Annotated in this window: 20 protein-coding genes; 10 read left to right on the top strand and 10 right to left on the bottom strand. The window is 35.0% G+C overall.

The window, feature by feature from the left end:
- The first annotated feature begins 24 nt into the window (after positions 1-24).
- Positions 25-1077, top strand: a complete 1053-nt coding sequence (locus tag B2145_RS05265) for a ferredoxin--NADP reductase (protein WP_291099235.1) — start codon at positions 25-27, stop codon at positions 1075-1077.
- A 35-nt stretch (positions 1078-1112) separates the two neighbouring features.
- Entirely contained in the window at positions 1113-1628 is a 516-nt protein-coding gene (locus tag B2145_RS05260; RefSeq protein WP_291099233.1) for a GNAT family N-acetyltransferase, read from the top strand.
- Between the two features lie 68 nt (positions 1629-1696).
- On the opposite strand, the gene B2145_RS05255 is transcribed toward B2145_RS05260, so the two are convergent.
- The 3 genes from B2145_RS05255 to B2145_RS05245 form a co-directional block, all read right to left on the bottom strand.
- Entirely contained in the window at positions 1697-2002 is a 306-nt protein-coding gene (locus tag B2145_RS05255) for a hypothetical protein (RefSeq protein ID WP_291099230.1), read from the bottom strand.
- Between the two features lie 276 nt (positions 2003-2278).
- Positions 2279-3301, bottom strand: coding sequence for a glycosyltransferase family 9 protein (locus B2145_RS05250; RefSeq protein WP_291099228.1), 1023 nt, complete (start codon positions 3299-3301; stop codon positions 2279-2281).
- Between the two features lie 45 nt (positions 3302-3346).
- Positions 3347-3952, bottom strand: coding sequence for a DUF4254 domain-containing protein (locus tag B2145_RS05245; protein WP_291099225.1), 606 nt, complete (start codon positions 3950-3952; stop codon positions 3347-3349).
- 377 nt (positions 3953-4329) lie between these two features.
- On the opposite strand from B2145_RS05245, the gene B2145_RS05240 reads away from it, so the two are divergent.
- On the top strand, positions 4330-5613 hold the full coding sequence (locus tag B2145_RS05240) for an OmpP1/FadL family transporter (RefSeq protein ID WP_291099222.1): 1284 nt from the start codon (positions 4330-4332) through the stop codon (positions 5611-5613).
- A 528-nt stretch (positions 5614-6141) separates the two neighbouring features.
- Entirely contained in the window at positions 6142-6795 is a 654-nt protein-coding gene (upp, locus tag B2145_RS05235; protein ID WP_291099219.1) for a uracil phosphoribosyltransferase, read from the top strand.
- Here upp and B2145_RS05230 read toward each other — a convergent pair.
- Positions 6790-7719 carry a DUF6427 family protein gene (locus B2145_RS05230; protein ID WP_291099217.1) on the bottom strand — a complete coding sequence of 310 codons (930 nt, stop codon included), beginning with the start codon at positions 7717-7719 and terminating at the stop codon, positions 6790-6792. The genes upp and B2145_RS05230 overlap by 6 nt on opposite strands.
- Before the next feature lie 135 nt (positions 7720-7854).
- Here B2145_RS05230 and B2145_RS05225 point away from each other — a divergent pair, with 135 nt between their 5' ends.
- Entirely contained in the window at positions 7855-8085 is a 231-nt protein-coding gene (locus B2145_RS05225) for a DUF6341 family protein (protein ID WP_291099215.1), read from the top strand.
- A gap of 36 nt (positions 8086-8121) precedes the next feature.
- On the opposite strand, the gene purD is transcribed toward B2145_RS05225, so the two are convergent.
- Positions 8122-9393 carry a phosphoribosylamine--glycine ligase gene (gene purD / locus B2145_RS05220; protein WP_291099212.1) on the bottom strand — a complete coding sequence of 424 codons (1272 nt, stop codon included), beginning with the start codon at positions 9391-9393 and terminating at the stop codon, positions 8122-8124.
- A gap of 96 nt (positions 9394-9489) precedes the next feature.
- On the opposite strand from purD, the gene B2145_RS05215 reads away from it, so the two are divergent.
- From B2145_RS05215 to B2145_RS05195, 5 genes are read left to right on the top strand one after another with little or no spacing between them, the layout of a single operon-like run.
- A complete protein-coding gene (locus tag B2145_RS05215; protein ID WP_291099209.1) occupies positions 9490-9771 on the top strand; it encodes a type II toxin-antitoxin system RelE/ParE family toxin in 282 nt (93 codons plus the stop codon).
- A gap of 10 nt (positions 9772-9781) precedes the next feature.
- Complete coding sequence (locus B2145_RS05210) at positions 9782-10084, top strand: HigA family addiction module antitoxin (RefSeq protein ID WP_291099207.1); 303 nt, start codon at positions 9782-9784, stop codon at positions 10082-10084.
- Entirely contained in the window at positions 10085-11437 is a 1353-nt protein-coding gene (locus tag B2145_RS05205) for a phenylacetate--CoA ligase family protein (RefSeq protein ID WP_291099204.1), read from the top strand.
- Positions 11434-12522, top strand: a complete 1089-nt coding sequence (wecB, locus tag B2145_RS05200; RefSeq protein WP_291099201.1) for a non-hydrolyzing UDP-N-acetylglucosamine 2-epimerase — start codon at positions 11434-11436, stop codon at positions 12520-12522. The genes B2145_RS05205 and wecB overlap by 4 nt, the downstream gene beginning before the upstream one ends.
- Positions 12522-13706, top strand: coding sequence for a glycosyltransferase family 4 protein (locus B2145_RS05195; protein ID WP_291099199.1), 1185 nt, complete (start codon positions 12522-12524; stop codon positions 13704-13706). The genes wecB and B2145_RS05195 overlap by 1 nt, the downstream gene beginning before the upstream one ends.
- Here the strand turns inward: B2145_RS05195 and B2145_RS05190 are convergent.
- The 5 genes from B2145_RS05190 to B2145_RS05170 form a co-directional block, all read right to left on the bottom strand.
- Positions 13703-15055 carry an exopolysaccharide biosynthesis polyprenyl glycosylphosphotransferase gene (locus B2145_RS05190; RefSeq protein ID WP_291099196.1) on the bottom strand — a complete coding sequence of 451 codons (1353 nt, stop codon included), beginning with the start codon at positions 15053-15055 and terminating at the stop codon, positions 13703-13705. The two genes, B2145_RS05195 and B2145_RS05190, sit on opposite strands and share 4 nt — an antisense overlap.
- Positions 15055-16038 (bottom strand): UDP-glucuronic acid decarboxylase family protein, encoded by a 984-nt coding sequence (locus B2145_RS05185; RefSeq protein WP_291099194.1) that lies wholly within the window; start codon positions 16036-16038, stop codon positions 15055-15057. The genes B2145_RS05190 and B2145_RS05185 overlap by 1 nt, the downstream gene beginning before the upstream one ends.
- Positions 16039-16042: 4 nt before the next feature.
- On the bottom strand, positions 16043-17350 hold the full coding sequence (locus tag B2145_RS05180; protein WP_291099191.1) for an O-antigen ligase family protein: 1308 nt from the start codon (positions 17348-17350) through the stop codon (positions 16043-16045).
- Positions 17301-18398, bottom strand: a complete 1098-nt coding sequence (locus B2145_RS05175; RefSeq protein ID WP_291099188.1) for a DUF1972 domain-containing protein — start codon at positions 18396-18398, stop codon at positions 17301-17303. The genes B2145_RS05180 and B2145_RS05175 overlap by 50 nt, the downstream gene beginning before the upstream one ends.
- Positions 18399-18460: 62 nt before the next feature.
- The coding region (locus B2145_RS05170) for a glycosyltransferase (protein ID WP_291099185.1) at positions 18461-18886 on the bottom strand (426 nt) is incomplete at its 5' end.

Genomic DNA, 18886 nt, shown 5'->3' with positions numbered 1-18886 from the left:
CTTATTTTTGTAAAAAATAATCCTATGCCATCATTCAAGAAATTGATCATAAAAGAAATTAAGCGCGAAACGGCAGCAGCGGTTTCCATCCTTTTTAATGTTCCCGAGGAGTTAAAACCCAATTATACTTTCATTGCCGGTCAATACGTTAATTTAAGATTGACACTTGACGGACAGGAAATTCGTCGTGCTTATTCTATTTGTTCCTCTCCTGAAAGTGGCGAATTGCGAATCGCGATAAAAGCGGTGAAAGACGGGAATTTCTCCCAATTTGCCAACACGAAACTAAAAGTGGGCGATATCCTTGAGGTTGGAAAACCGGAAGGAAAATTCACTCTTGAACCACAAGCTGATCGCCAAAAAAACTATGCTGCTTTTGTTGCCGGAAGCGGAATCACGCCGGTAATTTCAATTCTGAAATCGGTTTTGAAAAGCGAACCCCGAAGTTCTTTCGCTTTGGTTTACGGAAACAAATCGCCCGAGGAAACCATTTTTCATCAGGAATTACACGATTTACAATCCAAATATACCGGACGCCTTTTTGTCCATTTTGTATTCAGTCAGGCCAAAGCCGAAGGCGAATTGTTCGGTCGAATAGATAAATCCGTGGTGAATTTTGTGTTGAATAACAAACACAAGGAAATAGAATTCGACAAATTCTACTTGTGCGGTCCTGAAGAAATGATCAACACGGTTTCGGCTGTTTTGGCAGCACACAACATTTCGGAAAAAAATATCAAGTTCGAATTGTTCTCAAGCTCTTCTGCCGAGAATAAAATCGAAAAATCGTTGGAAGGTCACACAAAAATCACCATTCTCGTTGATGACGAGGAAACGACTTTCGAAATGTCGCAAAAACAAACTTTGCTCGAAGCAGCGCTGAAACAAGGAGTCGATGCACCCTATTCTTGCCAAGGCGGAATTTGCAGCAGTTGTTTGGCTCGCATTAAATCCGGAACAGCGGTGATGAAGAAAAACTCCATTTTAACCGATAGCGAAATCGCCGAAGGTTTGGTTCTCACCTGCCAGGCACATCCAACCTCCGCAGCAATTTTTGTGGATTATGACGATGTTTAAAAAAGTCCAAATGATAAACGAAAACCTAAAATAGGATGAATTACCACTTTAGAAAAGCTGAAATTTCCGAAGTCTCTCAAATATGGGTCCTTTTACAACAAGCCATACTACGAAGAAAAGAAGACGGCAGTAATCAATGGCAAGACGGCTATCCAAATCCAGAAGTCGTGCAAAAAGACATTGAAAAAGGCATGGGATATGTTTTGACCGAAGGAAAAATTATCATCGGTTATTGCGCGGTATTGGTCAATGACGAACCTGAATATGCGAAAATTGAAGGAAAGTGGCTAACGGATGGTGATTTTGTTGTATTTCACCGAATAGCTATTTCAGAAAAGTATTTAGGAAAAGGTTTAGCTAAAATAATCGTCAGCTATATAGAAGATTTTGCACTTAACAACAACATATTCAGTATAAGAGCAGACACCAATTATGACAATATTGCAATGTTGAAAATTTTTGAAAAATCGGGCTACACTTTCTGTGGCGAGGTTTATTTCAGGGGAAGTCCAAGAAAAGCATACGAGAAAGTACTCACTAAAGCTTTCTAAATACGATACGTTAAAATCAAAAAGACTGCTCAATGAACAGTCTTTTTTTATGTTTTGAAGAAAATGGGTTATGCCATAAACAAGGTGTTCTTGTGGTAATTGTATAAAGCCAAATCGTAAGGAACTAATTTAGGCGCCACTTTTTCTGAAGAGGCATCAAACTTCATATTGTTGTGTTTTCTGAACAAGTAAATTTCTTTTAAACAATTAGACAAACTCTGGTGAATTGATGTGGTAAAAATCGGCAATTGCTTGTCGCCTACTAATAAATCAACTTGGTAATTAGAACTACTTTTCGACAGATTATTTCCGATGATTCTTATGGTAAATGTTGTCGGAATTCCGTTTTGTTTACCATGATACTGTACTACCATACTATTTAGTATTTAAATGTGGATAAATTAAAATTTATAGTCTCAACTTTTATATTCATTGAATTCTGTGTTAAAGATAAAAAAAAATGGAAACTGATATAATAACAGCGCTTAAATTATCATTTTAAACCAAAAATAATTAATAAAATGGTTTCAATCGTCATTTAAGATTCTAAAACTTTCATAAATTCTTCGGTAGACAAAAGCGAAAACCTTCAGAAAGCGAAAAAAATAACTAATTAAACCGTATTCCAGCTGCCACGCGGGTTTTGGGTTTTAGGCTAACTGCTCCTGGATTTTAGAAACTATTTTCTCCACGGCAATCGTCCGCATAGCACTTTCATAACCTGCAACTTTTTTATTCCCGTAAACCGAAGTGGGTAATTTCGGGAACAAATTTCTATTCGCAATCAAGGCGTTTTCAAAGGGCTGATTAAACGGCAGAAATCCGGCAAACGGATGTGTGGCACCCCAAAGCGTAATCACTTTTACGCCAAGCATCGCAGCAATATGGGCGTTTCCGGAATCCATCGAAAGCATCACATCGAGGTTGCTGATGAGCTTTAATTCCTGCTTGAAATTTATTTTTCCTGCAATATTGACGACGTTTTCTTTGTCTTTTGAAAGCGAATCCAACAACTCTATTTCCTTTTTTCCACCACCAAAAAGGAGAATTTTATACTCTTTGTTTTTGGCCAATTTATCAATGACTTCCTGCATTAAATCCAGCGGATACACTTTGGAATCGTATTGTGCGAAAGGCGCGATTCCAATCCATTTTGTCCCGATTGCTATCGGGATTTCTCCCGTCAAACTGATGATTTCAGTGTCTAAAATTGCTTTTTGGGGGAACGTTGGATTTGACAAATCAATTGAAAAACCAAGTTGTTCAAACACCTTTCCGTGTCTTTCAAACATCGTGGGCAATGGTTTGAAAATTTTATTTTCGGAACGGGTCAATGCCGCTTTTTCGGCTCTTCCTTTATCAACAAATGCTGTTTTTTTTCCGCTCAAAGCAAAAAGAGTTCTGACAACTTTAGAACGTAAAACGTTGTGCAAATCGGCAAAAGCATCAATATTTAGCTCTTTCAAATCTTGGAACAATCGCAATAATCCAAGAAATCCTTTGTGCCGCTTCTTTTCATCAAAAACAAAGAAAGAAACATTCGGAATTCCTTCAAAAAAAGGTTTGAAAAAAGGCCGGGAAATTACGGTGATTTTGACTTCTGGATTTTGGCCTGCAAAAGCGCGTAAAACAGGAACCGTCATAGCGACGTCTCCCATTGCGGAAAGTCTCATGACGGCTATATGTTGGATTGGTTTTGACAATGATATTCTCGGAAATTATTTCTTGTTTTGATACAAAACCGGATTCAAATCGTCATCATTGTACATCTTCATTTGTTTGTACACTTTCATGAATTTATCTCCATTTTCGATGTCCTCCAGTAAATCATCTATGGCTGTTGATAAATCTGATCTTTGTTCCAAAAGAATATTCAATTTTGCCTGGCACTTGTCTCTATGGTCTTGCGAAGCATCGACACGAGTGGCTTCCTCGTTCATATGGTAAATCTTTAAAGCCAAAATGGACAATCTGTCTAATGCCCAGGCTGGACTTTCAGAATTTATTTTAGCGTTGTCTTTTACGGAAACGTGGCTGTATTTTTGAAGAAAATAACCGTCGATATATTCCACCATATCTGTGCGCTCCTGATTGGAAGCATCAATTCTTCTTTTCAAGGCCAAAGCGGCTACCGGATCAATATTTGGATCACGAATAATATCTTCAAAGTGCCATTGTACGGTATCAATCCAGTTTTTTAGGTACAATAAATGTTCTATTTTCTCTTTTGGAAAAGGATTGTTAATAGGTTGGTCTACATTATCAAATTGATGATAATCTTGAATACTTTGTTCAAATACAGAATAAGCTAGTTTTGAAAACATGTCTTTATATTTTAAAAGACAAAGATACATTTTATAGCTCGAAAAAAAATTGGAAGTTTTGTTTCTAAATCAACCTAATTCGCCATTTTTGATTTATGCTGGTTTATGAAAACAGAAGTGTTCTCATAAACCAATACAAACGCTCGATATTTTTAAAAAAGAAACATCTTTACGAATCCCTTTGCTGTTCCCTTGTGTAACTGGGAATTATTATTGTTTTTTCAAAAAAATATTATAATATGATATTTATCATTAATGTGGCCAACCCATTGGTTTAATTTTGTCGTATCAAAAAACACAACCATTTTGAGTTTTTTGGCTTCAAAAATCTTCCCTATTTGTTCGAAAAAAAATTATTTAATTAAATATCTAATCACATGAAAAAGTTTTTGACCCTTTTTGTTATTTTAATTTCTGCCTCTTTATTTGCCCAAGTCGGGCATCTTATGCAAGGCATTGGTGCCGTTAATATGTCAATGGGAGGTGCAGCAACTGCACAGCCACTGGATATCAATAGTGCCTTATATTGGAATCCTGCCGCTCTTTCCGTTTTTGACGGCAAGATTTTGACTGTTAATGCTGGTTTGTTTTTTTCAGCCCCTGAACTGTCCTCAACAGTACCAACTCCATCGGGTCCCTTTAGCGGAGTGACGAAAAACGACAAAGGAGTTTCCATAATGCCGTCCGTTGCTTATGTATGGGGAAAAGAAAAAAGTAAACATACCTATGGAATATCGGCTTTTGGAATCAGCGGATTTGGGGTTAATTTTCCCGAAAACATGAGCAATCCCATCAATATGCCGCAAAGTTATGGTGGATTTGGCCAAATAAAGTCTGATTATATGTTGTTTCAAGTTGGATTCAGTTATGCCTATAAAATTTCTGATAAATTTTCTGTTGGATTTACCCCAACCATTAATTTAGCTGGTTTACAATTGGCTCCTAATCCAACAGCTTCACCAACGATGGCGGGCTATCCTAGTACAAATAAGGCTTACACTTTGGGCTATGGTGGTCAATTAGGGATTTTTTACCAAAATGGGGCTGGCTTCAAATTAGGAGCCAACTATAAATCTCCTCAATTCTTCTCTGATTTTAAATTCAAGAATACCTACCTTGATGGTTCAAAAGGAGACAATTCATTCAATATGAATTTCCCGGCTATTTATTCAATCGGAACAGGATATTCAACTTCACAATTTGATCTTGCTCTAGATTTCCGTTATGTTGATTATAAAAACACAAAAGGATTCGACAAATCAGGTTGGACTCCGACCAATTCGGTTAGCGGATTTGGTTGGGATGACATACAAGTTGTTTCTTTTGGAGTTCAATATAAAGGAATTAGTAAACTTCCTTTAAGGGCTGGCTATACTTTCAGTAGCAATCCAATTAAACCAGAGTTGGCGTTTTTCTCCACTCCAGCAACAGCCATTATTAAAAATGCATACCAATTGGGTTGTGGTTATGAGTTCAGTAAAAAAGCAACCATAAATGCCGTTTTTCATTATGGAACAAGCGATGGTGCAACAAGCGGCCCAATGAACAATCCTATGATGGTTAGCCCATCAAACCCTCTTGGAGCAGTTCCTGGAAGTAATATTTCCTATGATATGACTACTAAAATGATTATGGTGGGACTTACATACAAATTAAACTAATGATATAGAATTTTTAATTAACGATTGCAACTGGATTCCGCTAATAATTTACTTCAAAAAAATCCTCTGGGTTTTAATATTGGCAGCAATCGAAAAGTTTAATCCACAAAAAAGTCCCGTAGAGATGCAGTATTTCGCCTCTACGGGATTTTTTTGTGGATTAAATAGGTTTCTAGCAATCCTGAGTTCCTGCTTAAATTCCCAAACAATCGGACACAATTATAAACATAAAACTGTATTTTTGTAAGAAGAGAAAGGAAAATGCAAAGCACAGCACGAATATTTTGAAAAGCCAATAAAAATGGTTGAGTAAAATTCGTTAGAAAAAGAAGCTTCTAAACAATTGATAAAAATTGTTTTAGTGCACTATTTTCTGTTTCTAGTGGGTTTAAGAAATTTAAGAGTCCCAAAGAAAGAAGGCTTTGTGTATCGTATGACTCCCAACTGAACCAAATAAAAACTTAGATTACCCGAAAAATATTCCGATTTAAAAAACTGATTTTTAGAAATTTCGAAAAAATTAAAACCATGCAAATTCACCATTTATCCGAAAACAATAGTGTTCTCAATCATTTTTTGGGGCAAGTACGAAACGTGAATGTTCATAGTGACAGGATGCGTTTTCGCAGGAATATAGAACGTATTGGCGAAGTAATGGCTTATGAATTGAGCAAAAAGTTACATTATGCAACCATCGAAATTCAAACGCCACTTGGAATTAAAAAAACTACCGAGATAAAAGACCAGTTGGTTTTATGTTCTATTTTGCGAGCTGGTTTGCCCCTGCATTTGGGATTTTTGAATTATTTTGACAATGCCGACAACGGTTTTATTTCTGCTTACAGATACCATCCCAATAATGATAACTATTTTGAAATCAAAGTAGAATACCAAGCCGTTGCCGATATCGAAAACAAGGTCATATTGCTGATTGACCCCATGCTTGCCACTGGACAATCAATCGTCGCGGTTTTTAATAGATTAATGGAGAGAGGAACTCCGAAAGAAATTCACATTGCCGTTGTTGTCGCTGCGCCGGAAGGAATTGCTTATTTAGAAGAACATTTGCCGAGTAATTGTCATCTTTGGATAGCCGCTTTAGACGAAAAATTAAACGAGGAAAAATATATTGTACCAGGACTGGGAGATGCAGGCGATTTGGCTTTCGGAGATAAATTATAGTTGAGAGAAAAAGGCAAACAAACTGCACAAAATAAGCACAAATAAAACCATCTCCTGCTTCAATTTTAGCTGCTTAATTTCAATGTGACTCGTTGCCATAATTGCCAATGGCGCAATGGTAAACACCAATAAATCATTGCTTTTGTTAGAGGAAATTAAAAAAATCACAACTCCAATAAAAAAGGAGCCTATGATTTTTTTGAACGATGAGTGCAAAACCTGCGGTCTATTTGATAATGAGGCAAACATTGAAACAACAAAAAACAAGACAATAGTTGCATATATTGACAAAGCCCCATTTTGATAATTATTAGTAAAATAATCTATGTTAAAATTAGTAGTTGCATTTGTATTTATATATTCAATCCCGTCTATTTTAAAAATTATCGAAAAAACCATAAAAACAATTCCAACGGCAAAAAACGCAATAAAAGGCAATATCCAGTTTCTATAATCTCTGGAAACATGAAAAATTATGGAGATAAAAACCAATAGGATATAAAGAATACTCCAAAAATGGAACATTGTGGCCACAAAAATCCATAACGAGGCATCAAATATCTTCTCTTTGGACGCTTTTAAGGATTGTAACGAGATTAATCTACGAAGAGCCAACAGAATAAAAAAATTGGATGCTATTAGGCTGGTGTTGTCCAGTACCGAAGGAAAAAAAAGCAACAATAAAAAATAGAATAAAATCACGTAACTGCTGTCCTTGCTCAATCCGTTTTTCTTTGCAATGAAATTTGTAATGAAAACGGAACCCAACAAAATGGCAAACAATCCCATTTTTTTAAAAATTAAAAAGCCGGAATTAGTCCAAGTCAAATCTTGAAATTGATACGTTAAAAAGAAAACCAGCATTAAAAATACGACCAAAAATAAATTTAATGGTGTAGATTTTTTAAAAACACTTGTTATCATAAGGATATTTTATACTTTTGTGACTGTAAATATAATACTTGTACAAAGATGAAACGAGCCAAGTAAAGTTTTTTCATTAAAAATAGATACAATGGCGAGTTACATCGAATACAATTAACAAATAAAATTAATGAGATGAAAGCATTTTTTGAAGGAATTCAATGGTTATTTGAAAACATTTTTTTCGCTCTCCACGATTATCTTAGAGCCCTTGAGCTCAAAAGCTGGTTTGCTGCCAATACACTCAACTGGATTTTTATGGCTATTTGTGCCGTTGCAATTGTTTATTGGATCAAACAATTAAAATTGTACGAAGAAAAAGGAGAAGAAAACCAAGATACAACGGCTCATTCTTTCTTAAAGTAGCCCCCTAACCCCAAAGGAGGAATAGTGGAACTAAAATTATAGATCATTGCCGATATCTTTTCTAAAATACATCTTATCAAAATTTAGCTTGTCTATGTTTTGGTAAGATTTTTTTATGGCCTCTTGAAAATCATTCCCGTAAGAAGTTACTGTTAAAACTCTTCCTCCATTAGTAACTACATTTCCGTTGTCCAATTTTGTTCCGGCATGAAAAACTATGGAATCGGTAATATTTTCTAATCCTGAAATAACTTTCCCTTTTTCGTAATCTTCAGGATAACCGCCTGAAACGACCATAATCGTTGTGGCACTTCTTTCGTCAATTTCTAGGGAAACTTCATCTAGTTTTTCATTGGCTACAGCCAAAAACAATTCGACTAAATCCGATTTCAACCTCGGAATAACCACTTCAGTCTCCGGATCGCCCATTCTCACGTTATATTCAATCACGATTGGCTCGTTATTTACGTTGATCAAACCAATAAAAACAAAACCTTTATATGGAATTCCGTCTTTCTGAAAACCTTCAATCGTAGGTTTTACGATGCGTGTTTCGATTTTTTCCATCAAAACTGCGTCAACATAAGGAACTGGAGAAACGGCTCCCATTCCGCCTGTATTTAATCCCGTGTCTCCTTCGCCAATACGTTTGTAATCTTTGGCAGTTGGTAGAATTTTATAATTTTTCCCATCGGTAAGAACGAAACAACTCAATTCTATTCCGTCAAGAAATTCTTCGATAACCACTTTTGAACTGGCGGAGCCAAATTTTTGATGAACCAACATATTTCGCAATTCGTCCTTGGCTTCCGCCAAATCGTGAATAATTAAAACCCCTTTCCCTGCGGCCAAACCATCAGCTTTCAAAACATAGGGCGGTTGCAATGTTTCCAAAAATTTACACCCTTTTTCGACTGTTTCGGCTGTAAAACTATCGTAAGCAGCCGTTGGTATATTATGTTTAATAAGGAATTCTTTGGCAAATTCTTTACTTCCTTCGAGTTGTGCCCCAATTTTTGATGGTCCAATGACAGGAATATGCTTTAAATCCTCATCGTTTAGAAAAAAGTCATAAATCCCTTTTACCAGCGGATCTTCCGGACCCACAACAACCATTGTTACTTTTTCCTGAATGACAAATGCTTTTATGGCGTCAAAATCAGTTGGACTGATATTAACATTGTTTGCTATTAAAGCTGTGCCTGCGTTTCCTGGCGCTACAAAAAGTTTGTCGCAAAGTGGACTTTGAATCATTTTCCATGCAAATGCATGTTCTCTTCCGCCTGAACCCAGTAGTAAAATTGTCATGGTGTAGTTTTGTTTAGTTGTGGTGCAAAAATAGTTCGTTTTAAGTTGAAATAATAATTTTTTTTACTTACTTTTGACGTTAGTAACGCAAAAGATATGATAATTTCATTCGGATCTAAAGAAACTGAAAAAATATGGAATGGAATTATTGTAAAAAAACCATCAATAGAAATACAGCAAATTGGTAGAAGAAAGCTTAGAATGCTTAACAATTCTCAAGATTTGATAGATTTAAGAATTCCTCCATCGAACCATTTAGAAAAATTAAGTGGTAATTTGAAAGTTTATTATAGTATTCGAATTAACAATCAATGGCGAATTATTTTTATTTGGGAAAATGGAAATACTAGCAATGTTGAGATTATAAACTATCATTAAAAACTTTAAAATGGAAAAACTAAAAAATATACATCCTGGTGAAATTTTATTAGAAGAATTTCTTATTCCTTTAGAAATAACCTCTTACCGATTGTCAAAAGATCTGAAGATTCCGCAAACCAGAATTTCGGAAATCACCAAAGGTAACCGAAGAATAACGGCCGATACAGCCCTGCGACTAAGCCAATACTTTGGAAATTCAGCAAAATTTTGGCTAGGCCTTCAAGATGATTTTGATATAGAAGAAGGAACGGAAAATAAAAGACAGGAATTGGAATCCATCAAACGATTTGATGGACAAAAAGTAGCTTAAATGTTTCAACTTTTCAATTTGTCGCTCCAATTAAATGGTTTCCCGATGAAGGAAGCCAAAGCCGAATTGCGAAAAATCCTGTCTATTCCTGAACAAGAATTCGAAGATTTTCTTGAAAACAAAAAACTTGAAATTGTTGAATTTCATCTAAAAAACAATCCGTATTATAAAAAATTTGTTGACAAAAGTAATTTTGACCCGAGCGATAGCGAATTGGCGAAGCAAAACTGGAATGATTTGCCCATAATGACCAAAAAAGACTTTCAAAAACCTCTAAAAGGAAGACTTTCAAAGGGATATTCTTCAAAAAATGTTTACGTCAATAAAACTTCCGGTTCTAGCGGAGATCCCTTTATTTTTGCCAAGGACAAATATACCCATGCTCTGACTTGGGCTTCGAATAGGTATCGTTTCGGCCGGCACGGAATCGATTTCAACATCTCTTTTCAAGCTCGATTTTATGGAATTCCATTGGATTTTATGGGCAACAAGAAGGAACGTTTTAAAGATTTTTTGCTCCGCCGTTTTCGATTTTCGATTTTCGATTTATCGGATGACGTTTTAGAGGGATTTCTTAAAAAATTTGAAACTAAAAAATTCGATTACATCAATGGATACACTAGTTCGATTGTTTTGTTTGCCAAGTTTTTACAAAAGAAAAACGTTATATTAAATGATATTTGCCCAACTCTAAAGGTTTGCATAGTAACTTCGGAAATGCTCTTCGAAGAAGACAAAATCTTGCTGGAAAAACAATTTGGCGTTCCCGTTGTCAATGAATACGGAGCTTCGGAACTGGATTTGATTGCTTTCGAAAACCCTGATGGAGAATGGCAGGTGAATTCGGAAACACTTTTTGTGGAAATTTTGGACGATGATAATAATGTATTGCCTTATGGCAAATCAGGTCGCATCGTGATCACTTCTTTGTTCAACAAAGCGCATCCGTTCATTCGATATGACATTGGCGATATTGGAATTTTGGATACGAAAAGCACTGCCAAAAAACCAATTCTGAAAAAATTAATTGGCAGAACCAACGATGTTGCCCTTTTGCCAAGCGGAAAAAAATCGCCCGGATTGACGTTTTATTACGTGACCAAAAGTATCATTGAAGACGATGGCAACGTAAAAGAATTTGTCATCAAACAAACTAAAATCAATACTTTTGAGGTTGAATATGTTAGTGAAATGGAATTGACATTGGAACAAATCAAAAAAATTGAAAATGCAATTGGTTTGTATCTGGAAAAAGGATTGACTTTTACATTTATCCGAAAAGAGAAGCTGGAACGAAGCAAAAGCGGGAAATTGAAGCAGTTTGTTTCATTAATCAAAGAAATAAAAAAATGAAAATCACCATAGTTGCAGGTGCAAGGCCTAATTTCATCAAAATCGCACCCATCATAAAAGCGATTGAAAAAAAGCAAAAAGAAGGGCTTAATGTTTCCTATCGATTGGTGCATACGGGTCAGCATTATGACAAAAACCTCAGCGACACTTTTTTTGAAGAACTCAATATTCCAAAACCTAACAGCAATTTAGAGGTGAAAAGCGGTTCGCAGGCGGAACAAACAGGTGCCATTATGATTGCCTTTGAAAAAGAATTGCTGCAAAATCCTTGCGATTTGGTTTTGGTGGTTGGCGATGTCAATTCGACGATGGCTTGTGCCATTGTGGCCAAAAAACAAAACATAAAAGTTGCCCACGTAGAAGCCGGAATTCGCTCTGGAGATATGACGATGCCGGAAGAAATAAACCGAATCGTTACGGACAGTATCACGGATTATTTCTTCACAACTTCGGAAACGGCATCGGAAAATTTATTGAAATATGGTGTCGAAAAAGACAATATCCATTTCGTGGGTAACGTGATGATTGATACTTTATATCAAAATTTGGACAGAATTTTTGCGCCGGTTTTTTGGATAGAATTTGGATTGGAAGCCGGAAATTATATCGTTTTAACTTTGCATCGTCCGTCAAATGTGGATGAAGAACAATCGCTAATTCAATTACTCGAAGGCATTGATAAAATGGCGGGAAACAAAAAAGTGATTTTTCCCATTCATCCAAGAACGAAAGCAATTTTGGGAGAAACTGATTTGGCGTTAAAAAACATCGTTTTTGTGGAGCCGCAAGGTTATTTGAATTTTATGTATTTGATAAAAAACAGTTTTGCCGTAATCACTGATTCTGGGGGGATTTCGGAAGAAACCACGGTTTTGGGAATTCCTTGTTTTACAATGCGAAACAACACCGAAAGACCCGAAACAGAAACCATTGGAACGAACACTTTGGTAGGAACTTCGGTTGAAAATTTAAAGGAAATCTTTGATGAATTTCTAAAAAAGGAAAAAAGAACTGCCGGAATTCCAGAACTTTGGGACGGAAAAGCATCGGAACGAATTATTGATATTTTACTGGACAAAAACTAATGGAAGAAATCCTTATTATATCCAATTATTATCCTCCAGAAAAAGGGGCTGCCGCCAATAGAATTGAGCAGTTGGCTCTGAAATTGCATCAAAATAATTACAAGGTTTCGGTAATTTGTCCACTCGCGAATTATCCAAAAGGAGAATTGTTTCCGGAATACAAAGGCAAGTTTTCGGTAACAGAAAATCTCCAGAATATCATCGTAAAACGCCTTTGGATTTATCCGAGTGTCAGCAAAAACATCCTTAAAAGAACGCTTTCGGTTTTGTCGTTTTCAACTGGGCTTTTTTTCTATTTATTGTTCCAAAAAACGCCCCATAAAGTCGTGGTTCAATCACCTCCTTTATTGTTGTCGTTTATCTCGGTTTTTGTGCTTTCGCTAAAACGGAAAAAAATAATCTTGAATGTTTCTGATTTGTGGCCATTGGCAGCCATTGAATTGAAAGCCCTTAAAAAAAACAGCTTTTCGCATAAAGTTTCGTTGTTTTTAGAACGATATATTTACAAGAAATCCTCGATAGTTTTTGGACAATCCAAAGAAATCATCGCACACATTCATTCGGTTTTTCCAGAAAAAAAATGCTATTTATATCGCAATTTTCCTGATCATCAAGTCGCGGAAATGAAGTTTGAAACCAAAAAAAATGAACCCATTCAACTGTTTTATGCCGGATTGTTGGGTGTTGCCCAAGGTGTTTTTGAATTGTGTCAAAAAATTGAATTAGAAGGTTTAAACATTGATTTGCATATTTTTGGCGACGGCACAGAGAAATCCCAGATTGAAGATCTAATCAAACAAAATCCACAGAAAAAAATATTCTTTCACGGAATGAAGGAACGAAATATTTTACACGAAAAACTAAAAGCTTTTGATATTGCCATTGTACCCTTGAAAACAAGAATTTACGGATCAGTTCCTTCAAAAATATTCGAATATAGCGCGTTGGGATTCCCCATTCTTTATTTTGGCGGTGGCGAAGGAGAGACAATCGTGAAAGAAAACAATTTGGGTTGGGTTGCCGAAGTTGGGAATTTTGAGAATTTGAATTTTACTTTGATCAAAATCTCAAAAGAAGGAAAAGAACAAATTCAGCAGATGAAAAAGATAGTTTTTGATTATGCTGAAAACAATTTTAATCTCGATTTTCAAATGACGGGATTAATTGAAAAGGATGTTTTTTAATACGCTTTTTTATCACCTTTTAAAATGTTAAATATCGTGCTGAAGATAATTTTAATGTCCAATAAAATAGACCAATTTTCCATATAGAAGATATCATATTTTACTCTATTTATGATATCGGCTTCTCTTTCTACTTCGCCTCGAAATCCTTTTGTTTGAGCGAGTCCCGTGATTCCTGGTTTTACAAAATGACGCACCATAAATTTGTCTATTCTTAAGGCATATATATTGGTGTGACTTACCATGTGTGGTCTGGGCCCCACCACCGACATTTCGCCCAATAAAACATTGAAAAACTGTGGCAGCTCATCAATGCTGGTTTTTCGCATCAATTTGCCTATTTTAGTAACTCTAATATCGTTTTTGGAAACTTGATGTAAATCGGCTTGATCGTTTAACTCCATCGACCTGAATTTATAACAATTGAATTCTTTATAATTCAATCCATTTCTTTTTTGCACAAAAAATAAAGGCCCTTTTGACTCCCGTTTTATAATAATAGCTAAAATTGGTGTAAGCCAAGACAATACCCCTACAATAATTACTGCCGAAAAAAGGAAGTCGAAAACACGTTTGATACCTTTATTTAGCGTTTCGTCCAGCAAAATGGTTCTTAGAGAAATAACGGGTATGTAATCATAATATTCGAAAGTAAAGTTTCGTGAAAGAATTTGCTTTTCGTCAGGAATAAATTTTAATGTTTTCAAATTATTGTCGGCAAAATAGATAATGTTGCTTATTTGTTTATTTGACAAATCGGACATCGAACAGTATATTTCATCGATTTTGTTCTCTAAAACAAAGGAAAGGCATTCGTTAATTTTGAGTTTTTTATGGTTTTCCAGGTCAAATACTTTCATTAATTGGTATCCATAATCTGGATTTTCCATAAAAAAACACCGCAATGGATTGATACTTTTATTATTTCCTAACAACACAACGGTTCTGAAATTTCCTCCAAATAACACTCTGTATTTTCTTAGGAAATAATAAATAAACAGTTTAATTAATAGAATTAAAAATAGAGCAATAGCGGCAAACAAAACAACTTTTTCGGAATTGGAATTTTCGGAATAAAAAAACTCAAAAGCAAGACAAAATAAAGTGAATAATAATCCTTGTTTCAGGGTGCAATTTAGAATAGAAATTACCTTGGTATAGCGATACACTTCATAAAAACCAAGATTGGCGGCAATAATAAACCAGGTACAACTTATAAAAACAGAATAAAAAATTTCATTGACCGATACTGGAATTATATAAATAGCAAGTATGTTGATAATTATCAGATCTATCAAGTATGAAAAAGGGCGAATATAGCCTGAATATCTTCCCGTTTTGGTTTTCACTAAATTATGTACTTAGAAAAGTCTTTGTGCTCTTCTTTTGAAAGTTCTTCCTTTGATAATGATTTGAAATAGTCATAGGTGATTTTCATCCCTTCCGCTCGAGACACTTTGGCTTCCCAGCCCAGTAATTCTCTGGCTTTTGTTATATCGGGTTGTCGTTGTAAAGGATCATTAACAGGGAGCGGATAATAAACGATTTTTTGATTGGTTCCGGTGAGTTTTATAATTTCATCGGCAAAATCTTTGATGGTAATTTCGTCTGGATTCCCAATATTAACAGGAAACGCATAATCAGAATGGAGTAATCTAAAAATACCTTCCACCTGATCGTCTACATAACAAAAAGAACGCGTTTGCATACCATCGCCAAAAATAGTCAAATCTTCGCCACGAAGCGCCTGCCCAATGAACGCAGGAATTACTCGGCCGTCATTGAGTCGCATTCTTGGACCATAGGTGTTAAAAATCCGGACGATTCTGGTCTCTACACCATGAAAAGTATGATACGCCATAGTGATAGATTCCTGAAAACGTTTGGCTTCATCATAAACGCCTCTCGGCCCTATCGTATTTACATTTCCATAGTATTCTTCGGTTTGTGGATGAACCAACGGATCCCCATAAACTTCTGATGTCGAAGCAATAAGAATTCTGGCTTCTTTTACTCTTGCCAAACCGAGGAGATTATGTGTTCCCAAGGAACCCACTTTTAAGGTTTGTATTGGGATTTTTAAGTAATCTATTGGACTGGCAGGTGACGCAAAATGAAGAATATAATCTAATTTTCCTGGCACATAAACAAATTTCGTAATGTCATGATGATAGAACTCGAAATTTTCGAGCTTGAACAAATGCTCAATGTTTTTTAAATCGCCTGTGATAAGATTATCCATACCGATTACAAAGTAGCCTTCGGCAATAAATCGATCACAAAGATGTGATCCTAAAAATCCTGCTGCTCCGGTAATGAGTATTCTTTTCATATTTTTATTTTAAAGTGATTTTGACTTTAGACACATCTGTTGTATTAAATATGCAATACATTGTGACGAAAAAAATCACACCACGTTGCCTGCAAAAAAAGGATTCTGTCAAAAATAGTGTTATCATTGTTACCGTAAAAACAATATGAAGGAAATTTTTATGAACCACCGCGTTTTTTATATTGATTAATACCATTAAAACTAAAAGTAATAGTCCAAATATGCCCAATTCTGAAAAAGTTTGAATGTACTGGTTATGGAAATTAAACTTCCCATATTCTGGATACAAATTATGTTGTTTTGCTTTTTCTTTTATTTTATCCTGGGAAGCTTCAAGACCGAAACCGGTAAAAAAAATGTTTTCTTCATGTAACATTTCCTTGAAAATTCTAATTTGATATAACCTGAATGCCGTTCCGGAAAAAAAATCATTTTGCTTAAATTGTTCATTACTCCAAGCTTGCTTCAGACTTATATTGCAAACCTTCCCGTTTTTATTTGTGGTATTGCCATTGAAAGCGGTTTCATATTCAATCAAAAATCTATCTCTTATTTTATTTACAAATACTACGGATAAAAGCAATGAAAATGCAATCATCAACACAGTAATAACCTTAATTTGCTTTGATCTGCCTGAAAAGAATAAGTAATAAATGACAATCAATAAAAAGTCTATAACAATGATGTTTTTTGATGATAATAAAAACACCAATAAAATTAATAGGATTAGAGCCGTCCTTTCTTTTAATGATTTCTTTGACAATGAAATAAAATAAAACATGGCATATGAGGCAAGAACCGAAACATAAATGGCATTTAATTCCTTTGTTACCAATTCATGATAGAAAAAAACATCCGTGTTTCCTGAAACAAAATACCTAGACAAAGCTTTTATAAAATAGTATAACGCATAAAAAACCATACTAAAACTAAACATCCTAAAGATGCTGTCTATGGCTTGTTTACTTAATTTTGGGATAAACAAAAAAGCCAAGGGCAGAAACAAAAACACTATTTCTTTTTGCAAACCCGCCAATGTTGATTTTGTATCTCTTGTCCAAAAAAGTGACAAAATCATTAAGCAATAGAACAAAATGGGCAACATTAATGCCCTGCTGTAAGAAAATTTAATTTTGTACAATGTAGAAAAAGACACTATTAAAAACAATATACACGATATACTTCCAAAAGCAAAATTCAACGGAATTGTCACCAAAATCGCTGATAAAAGATAAACAAAAACCGCTGGTGTTTTTGTTGAATCACCCTTTTTTTGAAATGCTTTTTTGAAATAGTTGTAAATATGTTCCATTTATTTTATCCCAATTGTATTCGCTTAGAATAGCATCAAAGTTATTTTGAATTAACTGCAAGTTATCATTTTTTTTGATTTCCAGGATTCGTTTTTTTACCTCGACGGCATTCGAGAAATAATAGGCGTTTTCTTTAAGAATGGCTCTATTAAAATCATTGTTATGGGCAATAATTAATGCCTTTGACGCCATGGCTTCCAGCAACGACGGATTTGTTCCGCCCACGGAATGACCGTGAAAATAGAGATTGGAATAATATCTCAAATTATCAAGATTTGCTTGGTTGAATAACGCCCCGATAAACCGAATGTTACTCTTATCGTTGAATTTCTTTTTAAGATAATTTCCAAACTTGGTATCATGATTTCCGATAACCAGAATTATCGTTTCATCTTGACTCAAAACAACACCGTCAAGAATCGTTTCAATGTTGTTTTCCGGTTCCAATCTGGCCAAAATCATATTGAAATTGTATTTTTCAACCTTATATTGACCAAGTAATTCTTCGTCCGGATTACTAAATGGTATTGCTCCGTAAGGAATATAGGTGGAATCTTTATTGTATTTTTCCTTTATATATTTTTGAATTCCCAGTGAATCCGAAATTAAATAATCACTTTTATTTACCGCCAATTTTTCGGCAAACTTTAATGCTTTTTGAACAGGTTTTGAATATTTTGTCCTTTTCCATTCCAAACCATCCATATTAGTGATGATGATTGCTTTACTTGGCAAAAGGAAGTGCCAAAGAGAATTACTGGTGTAGCCCAATTGCAAAATTATATCAAAATTTCTCCTTCGAGAGTCTAAAATGCAATTCAAATCATAGATAAACTGACCCACTGTTCCTATTTTACCTTCGGGATCATAACAATGGATAATATGTACTCCTTTGAAAAAATTTTCTTGATAAGGATGGTTATGTGAATTATAAACAAATACTTCTTGCCCATTTTCCGCAAGGTAAACAGAGAAAAACTCGGCAAATTGCTCAAAACCTCCATAATGGTTTGGAATACCTCGAGTTCCTAAAATGGCTATTCTCATTAATTTATTTCCTTTTTAATAACCCAAAAATAAGGGTTTTAAAGCCATTTTAAATAAAAAACCTACTGCTTTTCTTCAATGGCTTTCAGAAACAATGAGGCTGATGATTCCCAATTGTATTTGAGCCTGACTGACTCTATTATTTCTTTATTGTTTTGATGGTTTAAAGCGAATGAAATTTTTTCGAATAAATCATTTTTATCAAGAGGATTAAATAATCTGTTTTGAAAAAAATTGAAATCGGACATTGCGGTTGTATTGGAGCAAATGGATGAAATACCCGCAGCGGCAGCCTCCAGTGGCGGAATTCCAAAACCCTCGGCGATTGAAGGATAAACAGATAGCGATGCGCCCCGCAACAAAAGCAATAATTCCTTGAAATCGATTTTATACAGGATTATAATTTTATTTTGGATCGATTTTTCCAAGGAATTATAGAGTTGATTGAATTCTGGATTCGGAATGGATTTGTCCCCTACTAAAACAAG

Origin of the sequence: Flavobacterium sp. UBA5153 (assembly GCA_002413745.1) — a bacterium.
In the GTDB taxonomy this organism is placed as follows: Bacteria; Bacteroidota; Bacteroidia; order Flavobacteriales; family Flavobacteriaceae; genus Flavobacterium.
Note: the sequence above shows the minus strand (reverse complement) of the source record. Positions and strands in the feature narration are given on the sequence as shown.

Excerpts from the sequence above, each read along its gene's own strand:
- B2145_RS05180 (WP_291099191.1), bottom strand. The coding sequence starts at position 17,350 with ATGGAACATATTTACAACTATTTCAAAAAAGCATTTCAAAAAAAGGGT.
- B2145_RS05195 (WP_291099199.1), top strand. The coding sequence starts at position 12,522 with ATGGAAGAAATCCTTATTATATCCAATTATTATCCTCCAGAAAAAGGG.
- B2145_RS05260 (WP_291099233.1), top strand. The coding sequence starts at position 1,113 with ATGAATTACCACTTTAGAAAAGCTGAAATTTCCGAAGTCTCTCAAATA.
- B2145_RS05245 (WP_291099225.1), bottom strand. The coding sequence starts at position 3,952 with ATGTTTTCAAAACTAGCTTATTCTGTATTTGAACAAAGTATTCAAGAT.
- wecB (WP_291099201.1), top strand. The coding sequence starts at position 11,434 with ATGAAAATCACCATAGTTGCAGGTGCAAGGCCTAATTTCATCAAAATC.
- B2145_RS05225 (WP_291099215.1), top strand. The coding sequence starts at position 7,855 with ATGAAAGCATTTTTTGAAGGAATTCAATGGTTATTTGAAAACATTTTT.
- B2145_RS05175 (WP_291099188.1), bottom strand. The coding sequence starts at position 18,398 with ATGAGAATAGCCATTTTAGGAACTCGAGGTATTCCAAACCATTATGGA.
- B2145_RS05265 (WP_291099235.1), top strand. The coding sequence starts at position 25 with ATGCCATCATTCAAGAAATTGATCATAAAAGAAATTAAGCGCGAAACG.
- B2145_RS05215 (WP_291099209.1), top strand. The coding sequence starts at position 9,490 with ATGATAATTTCATTCGGATCTAAAGAAACTGAAAAAATATGGAATGGA.
- B2145_RS05255 (WP_291099230.1), bottom strand. The coding sequence starts at position 2,002 with ATGGTAGTACAGTATCATGGTAAACAAAACGGAATTCCGACAACATTT.
- purD (WP_291099212.1), bottom strand. The coding sequence starts at position 9,393 with ATGACAATTTTACTACTGGGTTCAGGCGGAAGAGAACATGCATTTGCA.
- B2145_RS05205 (WP_291099204.1), top strand. The coding sequence starts at position 10,085 with ATGTTTCAACTTTTCAATTTGTCGCTCCAATTAAATGGTTTCCCGATG.
- B2145_RS05230 (WP_291099217.1), bottom strand. The coding sequence starts at position 7,719 with ATGATAACAAGTGTTTTTAAAAAATCTACACCATTAAATTTATTTTTG.
- upp (WP_291099219.1), top strand. The coding sequence starts at position 6,142 with ATGCAAATTCACCATTTATCCGAAAACAATAGTGTTCTCAATCATTTT.
- B2145_RS05250 (WP_291099228.1), bottom strand. The coding sequence starts at position 3,301 with ATGAGACTTTCCGCAATGGGAGACGTCGCTATGACGGTTCCTGTTTTA.
- B2145_RS05240 (WP_291099222.1), top strand. The coding sequence starts at position 4,330 with ATGAAAAAGTTTTTGACCCTTTTTGTTATTTTAATTTCTGCCTCTTTA.
- B2145_RS05210 (WP_291099207.1), top strand. The coding sequence starts at position 9,782 with ATGGAAAAACTAAAAAATATACATCCTGGTGAAATTTTATTAGAAGAA.
- B2145_RS05185 (WP_291099194.1), bottom strand. The coding sequence starts at position 16,038 with ATGAAAAGAATACTCATTACCGGAGCAGCAGGATTTTTAGGATCACAT.